Raw genomic sequence first — 13,474 nt, 5'->3', positions numbered from 1 at the left:
GCTCCGGAGCGTGCCGGGTGATTGATTCCACCCCGAAAGCGGAGGTCTCTGTCAGTGCCCACCCGTAGCCTTGGAACCATGCACCAGACACTCCAGCCCGCGGGACCCGACCGCCCGTCCGCCGCCGAGGCGAACGAGGCGATCCGGCGACTCGTCGAGAGCCGGGTGGACGGCGAGTGGCCCTCCGAGGCGTACGAGTTCCTCCTCGAGGAGTGGGCCGCGGCCAGCCACGCCGAAGACCTCCCCTAGCCAGACCCGCGGCGCCCACCGCCGCCACGAACGACATGAGAGAGCCGCCGGGGCCCGTGGGCCGCGGCGGCTCTCTCATGTCCGGGGGCCGGGAGCCCGCCGGTTCAGTGCGCGCGCCGCCACGGGCCCGTGATGGCCAGCATGATGCCCGGGTCCTGGATGTTGGCGAACAGCGTCCGCTCGTCCGGCGAGAAGCAGACCCCGGTGAACTCCGAGTACTCCGGCTCCTCGGCCGTGCCCATGTTCATCTCGTTGCGGGCCAGCGGGTAGGTGCGCCCCGACTCGGTCGCGCCGAACAGGTGCTGCAGGCCCGAGCCGTCCTCCGCGATGACCAGACCGCCGTACGGGGAGACCGTGATGTTGTCGGGGCCGTCGTAGCCGCCTTCCACCGTCGTGTCGGCGTTCACCCCCATCAGGACCATCAGCCGGACCGTGCGCCGCTTGGCGTCGTAGAACCACACCTGGCCGTCGTGCGCCGCACCCGGGCTCTCCTCTCGGGCGTAGGAGGAGACGAAGTACGCACCGCCGTCGGCCCACCACATGCCCTCCAGCTTGCGGGCGCGGGTCACGGCCGAGGCCCCGAACTGCTTGCGCACGGGCACGGTGCGCGCGTCGCGGTCCGCGACCGGCACCCAGTCGACCCCGTACGTGGTGCCGATCTTCGTCGCCCGCGAGAGGTCGTCGACGAACCGGCCGGAGCTGTCGAAGCACTTGGCGGCCGCCAGCACGCCGGCGTCGTCGGCGAGCGTACGGAGCTTGCCGCGCCCGTGCCGGAAGCCGCTCGGCGGGGACCAGCGGTAGAGCAGCCCGTTGGGGCCGGAGGCGTCCTCGGTCAGGTAGGCGTGGCCCTGGCGCGGGTCGATGACCACGGCCTCGTGCGCGTACCGGCCGAAGGCCTTGACGGGCTTCGGGGCACGGTTGGCGCGGCGGTCGTGCGGGTCCACCTCGAAGACGTAGCCGTGGTCCTTGGTCATCCCGTTCTTGCCGGCCAGGTCCTCGGTCTCCTCGCAGGTCAGCCAGGTGTCCCAGGGGGTCGCGCCGCCGGCGCAGTTGGTCGACGTGCCGGCGACGCCGACCCATTCGGCGACCTCGCCGCCGCGCCGGACCTCGACGACCGTGCAGCCGCCGGCCGCGGCCGGGTCGTAGACCAGGCCCTCGGCGAGCGGGACGGGGTGCGCCCAGCCCGAGCGCGGGCCCTTCAGCTCGTGGTTGTTGACGAGGAGGGTGACTCCCCGGTGGCCCGCGAAGGCGGCCGTACCGTCGTGGTTGGACGGGGTGCTCTCGCCGGAGTCGAGCTTCGTGACGCCACTGTGGGTGATCACCCGGTACGTGAATCCCGCGGGGAGGGCCAGGATGCCGGCCGGGTCCGGGACGAGCGGGCCGTAGCCGGGGACGTGCGGGCGGCCGTGGCCGCCCTGCGACGCGCCGTCGTCGGCGGCGAGGGCACCGGGGGCGGTGGCGAGTGCGCCGACCGTTCCCGTGAGGGCGACTCCCGCCCCGGCGAGGACGGTGCGGGCGGTGAAGTCTCTGCGGCTGAGCGGCATCTGGTCTCCAGGGGTGGGGAGGTGGTGCGCATGTCATGCGGTCGTCGGCGCACACGCTCCCGCCCGCACGTGAACGCCGACTGAACTACCCGGGAAATCGAACCGTCCCCTTCCCCGCGCCCCCGATGGCCGACTCCCCTGGAGGAACGGCTGGTTACCGCCGCCTCACGCGGCGCGCGAGCGCGCTTTGAAGGCCGCCTTCCGGGCCTCTTTCGCGGCCTTCTTGTCGGGGTGCAGCCGCCCCATCGCCTCCAGGACGTACGCCGTCGCCGGGTGGTCCACCCGCCACGCCTGGTCGAAGAAGCCGGTGTGATGGACGGTCAGCGACTCGATCAGCAGGGGCAGTTCCCGCGCCTCGGCCTCACCGTCCGCGGCGAGCTGCGCGGCGATGGTGTCGATCGTCAGCCAGAACACCATCGTCTCGCCCGGAGCCGGTACCTCGGCCGCCCCGCGCTCGGCCAGCCAGACCCGGGCGAGCCCCCCGAGTTCCGGGTCGTCGAGCACCGCGCGGACCGCCGGTTCGGCCTGCTCCCCCGCCGGGGCGAGGGCCTGCTGGCAGCGCAGCCGGCGCAGCGGGGCGCCCTCGTCGGCGCCGCGGGCCGCGGCGAGCAGCTCTTCGGCGGCGCTGGACACCGGGCGGCCGGACAGCCAGTGGTCGATCTCGGCCTGGGCCGCGGCCTCGGAGTAGTGGGAGACCACGTCGAGCAGCACGTCGGCGCCCTTGTCCGCCAGTTCCCCGAGGGCCGGGGCCTCGACCCCGGCTTCCAGCATCCGCGCGCGGATCCCGTACAGGCCGAGCGGGGTCAGCCTGACCATCCCGTAGCGGGAGACGTCCTCGTCGTCGGCCACGGCCCTGCGCGGGTTCGCGCCCGCCGCGAGCTCCTCGTCGTCGGCCTCCGCCATCAGCGCCTCGTCGACGGGGCGGAACTCCACCAGTCCGATCGGCTCCAGCTGCCGGAACTGGTCGTCGAGGCGCATCATCGCGTCCGAGACCTGCTCCAGCACGGCGTCGGTCGGGTCCCCCATGTCCTGCGGCACCACCATCGAGGCGGCGAGGACGGGCAGCGGGACCGGCTCCTCGGCCGCGCCGCCCTCGGCGACGGTGAGCAGGTAGAGGTTGGCCAGGACCCCGTCCAGGAAGTCGGCCTCGTGGCGCGGGTTCCAGTCGAGCTGGTCGAAGTCGATCTCGCCGCCCGCGTCGAGGGCGTCCACGAGGTCGTCCAGCGCGGGTACGGCCGCGTCGGCGAGGACGGTGTCCAGGGCGGCCAGCCACAGGTCGAGCACGTCGCCGGGGGAGCCCTCGGTCACCAGGGCGAGGTCCTCGCCGGGCTCGGCCGTCCCGTACGCCGCACCCGCGTCGGCCGGTTCACCGGAACCGGAGCCCTCGTCGGAATCGGAGCCGGGGCCCGGGCCCGGGCCGGAATCCGCGCCGGAGTCCCAGCCCTCCTCCTCCGGTTCGGTGACGTCGACCAGGCCGGTGTCGACGGCCACGCGCCAGGCCTGGCTCGCGTGCGCGGCGGAGTCCTCGTCGGCTTCGTCGAGGCGGAGCACGGCCACGGCCTCGGGCAGCTGCGCGGCGACGAGTTCACCCCCGGCGTCCACGCGGGTGTCCGGGCCGGCCCAGCGGGCCAGCCGTACCGCGCGGGCGAACAGCGGGGCGGCGAGGGCGTCGCGGGCCAGTTCCGCGTCGGAGAGCAGCCGTACCGGCGGCAGCGTGGGGTGCGAGTCTGCGGACATGGGGGCGGTTCTCCTCGCGGGCACGGATGGTTCGGGTGTGCGGGCGGCTCCGGCAGCCGGGGCGGCTCGGGCAGCCCGGTCGGTGCGGGCCGTACGGCGCCCCAGCGTAGACGCATTTCGGGCGCGCCCGGCGGGTGATCCCTCTTGGTTCATCCCACAGACAGCCGCCGTATTCCCTGGAGGGCTTGACAACTTTGCTGACCAAGAAGGAAATTGACGCGCGTAGATATTCGCTTCCCCCTCCTCACACCGGAGTTCCCGCCCATGCGCTCCTCGCATCCCCGTTCCGCCGCCGTCGCGGCCCTCGTCGCCTCCGCCCTGGCCACCGGCCTGCTCGCGGGTACCGCCGAGGCGGCCGAAGGCGCCGCGTCCGCCGATCCGATACGCATCCACGACATCCAGGGCGCCACCCGGATATCCCCGCTCGTCGGCAAGCAGGTCACCGACGTCGAGGGCATCGTCACCGGTGTCCGCACGTACGGCTCGCGCGGTTTCTGGATGCAGGACCCGGACGCCGACGACAACGACGCCACGAGCGAGGGCGTGTTCGTCTTCACCAGCTCCGTCCCGACCGTCGCCGTCGGCGACGCGGTCAAGGTCTCCGGTCTGGTCGGCGAGTACATCCCCGGCGGCGTCTCCTCCGGGAACCAGTCGGTCACCCAGATCTCCAAGCCGGTCGTGACCGTGGTCTCCTCGGGCAACGCGCTGCCCGAGGCCACCTCCGTCAACGAGTACTCGGTCCCGTGTGCGTACGCCCCGGCCGGCGACCCCGCCGCCGCCGGCAGCATCAACGGCCTGACCCTGGAGCCCTCCCGCTTCGCCCTCGACTACTACGAGTCGCTGGAGGGCATGAACATCAAGATCGGCACCTCCCGCGTAGTCGGCGCCACCGACCCGTACGCCGAGCTGTGGGTCACGGTGAAGGGCTGGGAGAACACCGCGAAGCGCGGTGGCACGCTCTACGGTTCGTACGAGTCCCAGAACACCGGCCGCCTGCAGATCCAGCAGCTCGCGCCGCTCGCGCAGCAGCCGTTCCCGGTGGCCAACGTCGGCGACAAGCTGGTCGGCGTCACCGAGGGCCCGATGGACTTCAACCAGTTCGGCGGCTACACGCTGGCGGCCCGCACCCTCGGCACGGTCAAGGCGGGCACCCTCGCGCCCGAGAAGACCAAGGCGCAGGCCGCGAACGAGCTCGCGGTGGCCACGTACAACGTCGAGAACCTCGACCCGAGCGACCCGCAGGAGAAGTTCGACAACCTCGCGAAGGCCGTCGTCGAGAACCTCGCCTCCCCCGACATCGTGGCCCTGGAGGAGATCCAGGACGACAACGGCGCCAAGAACGACGGCACCGTCTCGGCCGAGGCCACGCTGACGAAGTTCACGGCGGCGATCGCGGCCGCGGGCGGCCCGGCGTACCAGTGGCGGACCATCAACCCGGAGAACAACAAGGACGGTGGCGAGCCCGGCGGCAACATCCGCCAGGTGTTCCTCTTCAACCCGGCGCGCGTCTCCTTCACCGAGCGCGCCGCGGGCGACGCGGTGACGGCGACCGGTGTGACGACGGAGAACGGCAAGGCCGCCCTGACCCACTCCCCCGGCCGCATCGACCCGGCGAACCCGGCGTGGGCGGACAGCCGCAAGCCGCTGGCCGGCGAGTTCGTCTTCCGTGGCAAGACGGTCTTCGTGATCGCCAACCACTTCGGTTCCAAGGGCGGCGACGAGGGCCTGACCTCCGTGCACCAGCCCCCGGTCCGCTCCTCCGAGGCCAAGCGGCTGCTGCAGGCGCAGGCGGTGAACGGCTTCGTGAAGGACATCCTGGCGGTGGACAAGAAGGCCTCGGTCCTCGCCGTCGGCGACATCAACGACTTCGAGTTCTCGGGCACCACGACGGCGCTGGAGGACGGCGGGGCGCTGTACTCGGCCATGAAGTCCCTGCCGAAGGCCGAGCGCTACTCCTACGTCTACCAGGGCAACGCGCAGGTGCTGGACCAGATCCTGACGAGCCCGGCGATCAAGCAGTTCACGTACGACAGCGTGCACATCAACGCGGAGTTCGCGGCGCAGAACAGCGACCACGACCCGCAGGTCGTGCGCTTCCGCCCGTAGCGGGGCCGTCGAGGGGGCCGGGCCGCGGTGCGGCCCGGCCCCCTTGGCATGATCCAGGCATGATCTTCCGTACCGCGACGCGCCAGGACCTGCCCGCCGTACTCGCCCTGCTGGCACAGGACACCGCGGCCGCGGCCGCGTCCGGCACAGGCACAGGCACAGGCACCGAAAGCGGCACCGGGACCGCCACCGGCACCGACGTCGCGGTCACGGAGGCCCACGCGCGGGCCTTCGCCGCGATCGACGCGGACCCGCGCAACGAGTTGCTGGTCCTCGAGGAGGACGGGACCGTCCTCGGCTGTCTGCAGCTCACGTACATCCCGGGGCTCGGACAGGGCGGGCGGGACCGGGTGCTCGTGGAGGCCGTACGGATCCGCGCGGACCGGCGCGGCGGCGGGCTGGGGGCCGAGCTGATGGAGCGGGCGGTGCAGCGGGCCCGCGAGCGGGACTGCGGCCTGGTGCAGCTGACCAGCGACAAGAGGCGGGACGCCGCGCACCGTTTCTACGAGCGGCTGGGCTTCGCACGGAGTCACGAGGGCTTCAAGCTGAAGCTGGCCTAGGGGCCCGGCGGGCGGGCCGGAGGGGCCGCACCCGAGGGACAGCAGGACCTTTGGCCCTGGCGTGACACTCGGCACATCCCTACCCATTCGGGCGGTTCTGGTGTTGAGTGTCCCCACGCCCGATCTTGCACCGCACTCCTCGGGAGGACCGCGTGTTCCCCTCCATCTCCCTCGCTCAGGAAATCGGCATCGCCGTCCTGCTCGTGGCAGCCCTCGTCTGGCTCATCGGCCTGGGCCACATGCTGTGGGACAGCCGTTTCCACCAGCCGGAGCCAGGCGCCTTCGAGGGCCTCTCGGTCATCCCGGCCCAGCGCGGCTCCGCCGCGCACCCACTGGAAACGGTGGAACTGACCGAGGCGGAACAGCAGGCCTTCGCGGGCCTGATCCGCACGATCCCCCTGCACTGACGGGCCCCGCCCGGACCCGCGCAGGTGCGTACCCTCCCCCGCTCGGGTGGGGAGGGCGCGCGCGGTCGGTAGGATCGCGACATGACGTCACATCAGGCGGATGCCCCGTAGCTCCCCGCGCACGCTGAGGGCCCGCCGCCCCGACGGCACGACCGGCGCCCTGAGCACGCTGCTCGTCACCGCGTGTCCCGGTCCACCGGTGTGCGCCGCGGTCCACACCTACCTCTTCGTCGACGGCCTCGATCTGGTGGCGCGCAGCGACGGCGCCATGGCCGGCCTCGATCCGAGCCGGCTCCTGCGCCCGGGCGGACCGCTGTATCCCGCGGACGCGCCGCGCGAGGCGGTCCTGGCGGCACCGCGGGGCCCCGATCCCGGGCCGAACACCTCCCTCGGCGTCGTTCCGCAGGTCGGGAACAGCGTCGGGATCGTCGCGGACCACTCCGGCATGGTCCTCGACGTGGCCGGAGCCAGCCAGAACCACGCCGCCCCCGTGGTCCAGGCGGCTCCGCCCGGCGGCGAGCCCAGCCTCAACGAGCAGTGGCAGTTCCGCCCGCCCGTCGGCTAGCCGAAGGCCGCCGGCGGCGGCCGGGTCCCGCCCGGGCCGGCGTGGAGGAGCAGCACGACGGCGAGCGCCCTCCCGGGCGGCCTCGGCGGGCCGTGGGAGGGCGCTCAGCGGTGAGCTGGTGGTGACGACGGGCGAGTGGCCCGTGGCGACGGCTCGTCCGCCGGCCGGCGCCTCGGCCGTCGACCCGGTCGCGGGCCGGGCGACGGGGCGTCAGTTGTGGCTGTGGAGAACCTCGTTCAGGCCGCCCCAGACCGCGTTGTTCGGGCGGGCCTCCACGGCGCCGGTGACCGAGTTGCGACGGAAGAGGATGTTGCTGGCGCCCGAGAGCTCCAGGGCCTTGACGATCTGGCCGTCCGGGAGGGTGACGCGGGTGCCCGCGGTCACGTACAGGCCGGCCTCGACGATGCACTCGTCGCCGAGCGCGATGCCCACGCCCGCCTCGGCGCCGACCAGGGTGCGCTCGCCGATCGAGATGATCTGCTTGCCGCCGCCCGACAGGGTGCCCATCGTGGACGCGCCGCCGCCGATGTCGGAGCCGTCGCCGACCACGACACCCGCGGAGATGCGGCCCTCGACCATGGAGGTGCCCAGCGTGCCGGCGTTGAAGTTGACGAAGCCCTCGTGCATGACGGTGGTGCCCTCGGCGAGGTGCGCGCCCAGGCGGACCCGGTCCGCGTCGGCGATGCGCACGCCCTTGGGGGCCACGTAGTCCGTCATCCGCGGGAACTTGTCGATCGAGGTGACCTGGAGGTGGAGTCCCTCGGCGCGCGCGTTCAGCCGTACGGTCTCCACCTGGTCGACGGCGACCGGGCCGAGCGAGGTCCAGGCGACGTTGGTCAGCAGGCCGAAGACGCCGTCCAGGTTCTGGCCGTGCGGCTTGACCAGGCGGTGGCTGAGCAGGTGCAGGCGCAGGTACGCGTCGTGCGCGTCCAGCGGCTTGTCGTCGAGGGAGGAGATCACGGTGCGGACGGCTACGACCTCGACGCCGCGGACCGCGTCCCGGCGCAGCGCCTTGGGCGCGGTGGCTCCGAGCAGTTCCACGGCCTGTTCGGCGGTGAGGCGCTCGGTGCCGGCCGGGCCGGGCTCGGCGACCAGCTGGGGGGCGGGGAACCAGGTGTCGAGGACGGTGCCGTCGGCGGTGAGGGTGGCAAGTCCGGCGGCGACGGCGCCGGTGGTACGCGTAGCAGTCATGCCCGAAACCTAACCGGCGACGGGCCGCTGTCGCGAACCGGTCTCATGTGCCGGGCGCGGCTCGGGCCGCGGCTCCTCCCCCACGGCCCCGACGGCGCCCGCGTCCCCCACGGCCCCGAGGACCTCCGCGTCCCCCTCGGCCCTCGCCGCCTCGCCCGCCGACGGCTCCGACCGGACCGAGGGGGCTGACCGGGCCGACATCCACAGCACCGCCCCGCCCGCGGCCGCGGCCAGCGTCGCGCACAGCGGCCACAGCAGGCCGGGCGCGGCGGAGTACAGCGCGCCGCCGAGCGGTGCGCCGAGTACGACGCCGCTGACCGAGACCCCGGCGTACAGGCTCTGGAACCGCCCGATGGCGTGCGCGGGCGCCTGGTCGGCCACGTAGGCGATGGCGGTGGTCTTGTACAAGATCTCGCCGAGGCTCAGCAGGACCATCATCGAGATGACCGCTCCGGTCCCGGCACCGGACAGCAGCGCCGCGTATCCGGCCCCGACCAGCACCAGTCCGGTGCCCACGATGCGCAGCGGCGGCCGGGTGCGCAGGGCGACGGCGGCCGGCAGTTCCAGGACGAGGATGACGGCGCCGTTGAGGGCGATGATCAGCCCGTACGCGCCGGTGGCGAGGCCGTGGTCGGCGAGGAAGAGCGGGAAGGTCGAGTACTGCTGGCGGTAGATGACGTCGACGACCAGGATCGCGCCGAGCAGGACGAGGACCGCGGGGCGGGCCCGGAGCTCGCCCCAGACCCCGCCTCGCCGGGATCCGCCACGAGCGCCGCCGGGGATCCCGTCCGAGGCCTCGCCGGGGGTCGTACGAGGGGTCCCGTCCGAGGGCTCGCCGGAGGTCCCGTCCGAGGCGTCCGCGGGGGTACGGGCGGCGCCGCGCGCCGGGACGACGCGGGCGGTCCACAGGGCGAAGACGAGGGTGCCGACGCCGTCGGCGACGAAGAGCCAGTCGTAGGAGAGGCCGGTCGCGATCAGACCGCCGAGCGGGGCTCCGAGGGTGAAGCCGCCGTTGGCCACACAGCGGACGACGGCGAAGGCCTGGCGGCGCACCCCTTCGGGGACGATCACCGCGACCAGCGCCGATTGGGCGGAGCGGACGACCCCGAGGGCGTACTGGGCCAGCGGCAGGACGGCGTAGAGCGCGGCGGCGGGCAGCAGCGGCAGCAGCGAGAGGGCGGCGCCGGCCAGGACCGAGGCGGTGAGCAGCACGCGGCGGTGGCCGAAGCGGTCTCCGTACCACCCGCCGGTGAAGTTGCCGGCGACCGCGCCGATCCCGCCGAGGCCGGTGATCAGGCCGGCCACGGGGATGCCGAGCCCGCGCGGGCCGGTCAGGTAGACGAAGACGAACACGAAGGTGAAGCTGGCCACGGCGTTGACGAACACGCCCGCCGAGAGCAGCCAGACGGCTCTCGGCACCTCTTTGAAACCTCGCAACACGCCCACCCCCGGAGTGAGTTCCCTTTGGGAACGGACTATGTCAGCATGGCAGCCCCCGGTCAAAGGACTAAGGAGCGCCCATGACTCAGCGCACGCACCTCGGCGACTCGGACTGTTCCATCGCCCAGGCCCTCGACGTCGTGGGCGACTGGTGGACGCTGCTGATCGTGCGGGACGCGGCGCGCGGCCTGGCCCGCTTCGAGGAGTTCCAGCGGGAGCTGGGCATGTCCCGCAAGGTGCTGACGGAGCGGCTGAGGCTGCTGGTCGAGACGGGCGTGCTGACCCGTGAGCCGTACCAGGAGCGGCCCGTGCGGCACGCGTACCGGCTGACGCCGCGCGGGCGCGGTCTGCTGCCGGTGCTGGTCGCCCTCCAGGACTGGGGCGACAGCTGGGTCCTACGAGAGGGAGAGACGACGGCGACGACGGAAGAAGTCTCGCGGGAGGCGGCGCGGGTGCACGCGCTGCGCGGCACCCAACTGCCGCACATGCTGCTGCCGGACCGCTTCGGCGAGCTCCGCGACCCGGTCGCGGACTCGCCCTTCACGGTTCTGTACTGCTTCCCGGGCGCGTTCGCGCGGGCCGAGTCCTACCCGCCCGGATGGGCCGGGATCCCCGGGGCCCGGGGATGCACCCTGGAGTCGTGCTCCTACCGGGACCAGTTGGCGGAGTTCACCGGGGCGGGCGCGACCGTGCACGGGGTGTCCACGCAACGGCCGGACGAGCAGCGTGAGTTCGCGGAGAAGGAGGGGCTGCGCTTCCCGCTCCTGTCGGACGCGGAGCTCGGACTCGTGGCGGCGCTGCGGCTGCCGACGTTCCGGGCGGGGGGCGTCAGCCGGCTGAAGCGGCTGACGCTGGTGGTGGACCGGGAGCGGACGGTCCTCGACGTCCAGTACCCGATCCGGGACATCGAGGCGAGCATCGCCTCGGCCCTGGCGACGGTCCGCGCGGCGGGCTCGCAGACCCCGTAGACCCACCGGCCCCGCGAGGACCCGCAGCGCGACAGAGCGGCAGAGCGGCAGAGCCGCGCACCTGCGGGCCCGCGGACCTGCACATCCGCGGGCTCGCGGACCTGCACATCCGCGGATCCGTGGGCCCGCAGGACCGCGGGCCCACAGCCCCGCAGGCCCCAGCGAGCCGGGGCCCCGGGCCGGGCGGGTCTCATCCCCGCAGGACCCGCCCCAGGATCTCGCGGGCGTACGCCTCGTCGTACTCCGCCCCCGTCAGCAGGGCCTGCAGGCCGAGCCCGTCCATCACCGCCACCAGCGCGCGAGCCGTCACCGGATCGACCCGTTCCCGGAGGGCCTCGGAGACGGCCTCGCCCCACTCCGCGGCCACCGGGCGCAGCGCGGGCCGGCGCAGGGCGGCCAGGTAGAGCTCGTACTCCAGTTCCGCCCGCGCCCGGTCCGCCGACAGCAGCTTCCCCAGCAGGCGCGCCAGCGCCTCCGCGAGGTCGGCCCCCGGCTCCAGCACCGGCGCGAACGCCTCGTTCGCCTGCCGCAGCGCGGCCACCAGCAGGTCGTCCAGGGTCGCGAAGTGGTACGTGGTCGAGCCGAGCGGGACGTCCGCCTCCGCCGCCACGCTCCGGTGACTCAGCCCCGCGATGCCCTTGGCACCGACCACCCGGATCGCCGCGTCGATGATGCGCTGCCTGCGCTCGGGGTCGTAGCGGCGGCCCATCAGTGGCTCGCCCCGCCGACGTTGAGCAGGACGACCCCGGCGATCACCAGGGCTATCCCGCCGATCTTCGCCGCGGTCGCGGCCTCGCCCATGAAGACCATGCCGATCGCGGCGATCGCCGCCGTGCCCACGCCCGCCCAGATCGCGTACGCCGTGCCGACCGACATCGATTTCAGGGTCTGCGCGAGCAGGCTGAAGGCAATGACGTAGCCGGCCAGCGTGATCAGCGAGGGCCACAGTTTCGTGAAGCCCTCGCTGAACTTCATGGCGGTGGTCCCGGCCACCTCGGCGACGATGGCGGCGGCGAGCAGTACGTAGGGCATGCGTACAACTGTACACAACAATGGGTACGGGCGTACACATCCCTGCGGACGCCGCCGCCCCTCCACCCGCGCCCGGCGCTCCCCGCGCCCGCCACCCTCGCCCGCCGCCCTGCGGCCTAGCTCACCGTCCCGGCCGGGCGGGCCGGTTCAGGGTGAACCAGGCCGCCCGCGCCTTCTTCCACTCCGGGTGGGTGAGGTCCTTGGCCTCGGTCCCGTCCCCGTACAGGTCCGCCGATCCGCTGTCGGTGTTCAGCTGCACCCGCGCGCCCGGCGCCGACAGGTCCGGGACCGCGACGATGGCCTCCCAGCCGCCCGGGTCGGTGGTGGGCAGGTCCGCCCGCTTGACCGGGGCGTGGCCGGCGATCCCGTCCCACTGGTAGAGCGCGTACGGGTCGGAGTTGTCGTCCGCCGCCCAGGAGCCCGCCAGGATCAGGTACTGGCCGGCCGCGTTCTTTCGGATGTCACGGATCGCGAGGCCGCCGAGGTCGAGCTCGATGCCCGCGCCGAAGGTGGCCCTGGAACCGGTGGAGAGCACCTCGTCGAAGTTGGTCACCGGCACGATCAGCGCCTTGCCGCCCGGCACGACCGGGGCCAGCGGGGCGCGGAAGCCGAGGTACGCGGTGCTCGTGGAACCCGGCGCGAACTCCAGGCCCTCCACGTTGAAGCCGTCGATGCTCTTGGGGACCTTGCCGGCGGCCGTGCCCGCCGCGAAGCCGTAGCGGTTGCCGTTCGCCGTGTCCCAGGCGATCAGGTCCTCGCGCAGGCCCTTGTAGGCCGAGCCGAAGACGATCTCGGTGGCGGCGCCGGAGCCGATGAGCTTCGTGGTGAAGACGGTGTTGCGCTCCGCCTTGTACTTGCCGTCCTTGTTGTTGCCGAGCGAGCCCGTCCAGTAGACGGTGTCGCCGGCCCGGGCGGCGGCCTCGATGTCGGCTTCCTTCTTGATGCCGAGCGCGGCGCCGAGGTCCCAGGTCTTCACCGGGGCGCCCGAGCGGGAACGGTCGTACAGGCGCAGCACGTTGGTCTCGTCGTCGGCGACCAGCGCGTAGCCTCCGCCCACGTCCACGGCGGCCGAGGCGTCGGAGGAGCCGGTGAGGTAGCGGGTGGTCAGGGTGGTGAGGGGGCCGCCGCCCACGCGCGCCGAAGCGGCGTAGGAGAGGGTGGCCGTGGCCGTCCTGCCGCCGCGGCCGGTCACCCGGACCGTGAGGTCGGTGTAGCCGCGGCCGCGCGCGCGGACGGTCAGCTCGCGGCCGGTACGGGTCCGCTCGACGCGCACGTCGCCGGGGCGGGCGACCGCCGGGTTGCTGGAGGAGACCACGGTGACCTTGAGGGAGGCCGCGGGCGTCCCGGCCTGCGCGACGTCCAGCGCGACTCCGGGATCCGCGACCGCGCCGACGGCCCCGGACAGGTGGGTGGCGGAGAGCGCGATGGTCGGCTCGGCGGCGGCGACCTGGCCGGCGTACGCGGGCGCGGTGAGCCCCGCGACGAGCAGCGCGGCGGCCCCGGCGGCTCCCACCGCACCCAGGCGACGGGCCGGTGAAAGGCGAACGGTCACGGAAGGATCCTCTCGAGTGCGCCGTCACGTCGTGACGGCCGTCGAAAAGATTCGGCCATCGCGGCCAACTCCCGGTGCACGCGGCCCGTCCGGCGGGAAAACAGACGACCCCCCGCACACCCG

The 13,474-nt window shown here is 73.4% G+C and carries 13 protein-coding genes; 6 read left to right on the top strand and 7 right to left on the bottom strand.

The genetic code is table 11. The annotated features are described in order from the left end of the window. Window positions 1-78 precede the first annotated feature (78 nt). Entirely contained in the window at window positions 79-249 is a 171-nt protein-coding gene (locus tag ACWF9Z_RS21770) for a hypothetical protein (protein WP_453604358.1), read from the top strand. 104 nt (window positions 250-353) lie between these two features. Here the strand turns inward: ACWF9Z_RS21770 and ACWF9Z_RS21765 are convergent, their stop codons facing one another. Continuing rightward, window positions 354-1,793 (bottom strand): alkaline phosphatase PhoX, encoded by a 1,440-nt coding sequence (locus ACWF9Z_RS21765; RefSeq protein WP_453604356.1) that lies wholly within the window; start codon window positions 1,791-1,793, stop codon window positions 354-356. A gap of 165 nt (window positions 1,794-1,958) precedes the next feature. Continuing rightward, a complete protein-coding gene (locus ACWF9Z_RS21760) occupies window positions 1,959-3,530 on the bottom strand; it encodes a hypothetical protein (RefSeq protein WP_453604354.1) in 1,572 nt (523 codons plus the stop codon). Window positions 3,531-3,794: 264 nt separating this feature from the next. Between ACWF9Z_RS21760 and ACWF9Z_RS21755 the strand changes: the two genes are divergently transcribed. From ACWF9Z_RS21755 to ACWF9Z_RS21740, 4 genes are all read left to right on the top strand, one after another. Continuing rightward, window positions 3,795-5,636 (top strand): endonuclease/exonuclease/phosphatase family protein, encoded by a 1,842-nt coding sequence (locus ACWF9Z_RS21755; protein WP_453604353.1) that lies wholly within the window; start codon window positions 3,795-3,797, stop codon window positions 5,634-5,636. 59 nt (window positions 5,637-5,695) lie between these two features. Beyond that, complete coding sequence (locus ACWF9Z_RS21750) at window positions 5,696-6,196, top strand: GNAT family N-acetyltransferase (RefSeq protein WP_453604352.1); 501 nt, start codon at window positions 5,696-5,698, stop codon at window positions 6,194-6,196. A 152-nt stretch (window positions 6,197-6,348) separates the two neighbouring features. Next, window positions 6,349-6,603: a hypothetical protein gene (locus ACWF9Z_RS21745; RefSeq protein ID WP_453604350.1), complete on the top strand. Its 255-nt coding sequence runs from the start codon at window positions 6,349-6,351 to the stop codon at window positions 6,601-6,603. Window positions 6,604-6,703: 100 nt separating this feature from the next. Then, window positions 6,704-7,168 carry an RICIN domain-containing protein gene (locus ACWF9Z_RS21740; RefSeq protein ID WP_453604348.1) on the top strand — a complete coding sequence of 155 codons (465 nt, stop codon included), beginning with the start codon at window positions 6,704-6,706 and terminating at the stop codon, window positions 7,166-7,168. A 210-nt stretch (window positions 7,169-7,378) separates the two neighbouring features. Here ACWF9Z_RS21740 and dapD read toward each other — a convergent pair whose 3' ends face one another. Together dapD and ACWF9Z_RS21730 are read right to left on the bottom strand one after the other, a co-directional pair. Then, a complete protein-coding gene (dapD, locus tag ACWF9Z_RS21735) occupies window positions 7,379-8,359 on the bottom strand; it encodes a 2,3,4,5-tetrahydropyridine-2,6-dicarboxylate N-succinyltransferase (RefSeq protein WP_453604346.1) in 981 nt (326 codons plus the stop codon). A 9-nt stretch (window positions 8,360-8,368) separates the two neighbouring features. Continuing rightward, window positions 8,369-9,805 (bottom strand): MFS transporter, encoded by a 1,437-nt coding sequence (locus tag ACWF9Z_RS21730; RefSeq protein WP_453604344.1) that lies wholly within the window; start codon window positions 9,803-9,805, stop codon window positions 8,369-8,371. Window positions 9,806-9,879: 74 nt separating this feature from the next. On the opposite strand from ACWF9Z_RS21730, the gene ACWF9Z_RS21725 reads away from it, so the two are divergent. Further along, a complete protein-coding gene (locus ACWF9Z_RS21725) occupies window positions 9,880-10,767 on the top strand; it encodes a winged helix-turn-helix transcriptional regulator (RefSeq protein ID WP_453604342.1) in 888 nt (295 codons plus the stop codon). A 190-nt stretch (window positions 10,768-10,957) separates the two neighbouring features. Here the strand turns inward: ACWF9Z_RS21725 and ACWF9Z_RS21720 are convergent, their stop codons facing one another. The 3 genes from ACWF9Z_RS21720 to ACWF9Z_RS21710 form a co-directional block, all read right to left on the bottom strand. Next, window positions 10,958-11,476: a TetR/AcrR family transcriptional regulator gene (locus ACWF9Z_RS21720; protein ID WP_453604340.1), complete on the bottom strand. Its 519-nt coding sequence runs from the start codon at window positions 11,474-11,476 to the stop codon at window positions 10,958-10,960. Then, window positions 11,476-11,799 (bottom strand): DMT family transporter, encoded by a 324-nt coding sequence (locus tag ACWF9Z_RS21715; RefSeq protein WP_453604339.1) that lies wholly within the window; start codon window positions 11,797-11,799, stop codon window positions 11,476-11,478. The genes ACWF9Z_RS21720 and ACWF9Z_RS21715 overlap by 1 nt, the downstream gene beginning before the upstream one ends. A 121-nt stretch (window positions 11,800-11,920) precedes the next feature. Beyond that, window positions 11,921-13,351 (bottom strand): DUF3616 domain-containing protein, encoded by a 1,431-nt coding sequence (locus ACWF9Z_RS21710; protein ID WP_453604337.1) that lies wholly within the window; start codon window positions 13,349-13,351, stop codon window positions 11,921-11,923. Window positions 13,352-13,474 lie beyond the last annotated feature (123 nt).

Source organism: Streptomyces sp. NPDC054961 (assembly GCF_053609145.1).
Note: the sequence above shows the minus strand (reverse complement) of the source record. Positions and strands in the feature narration are given on the sequence as shown.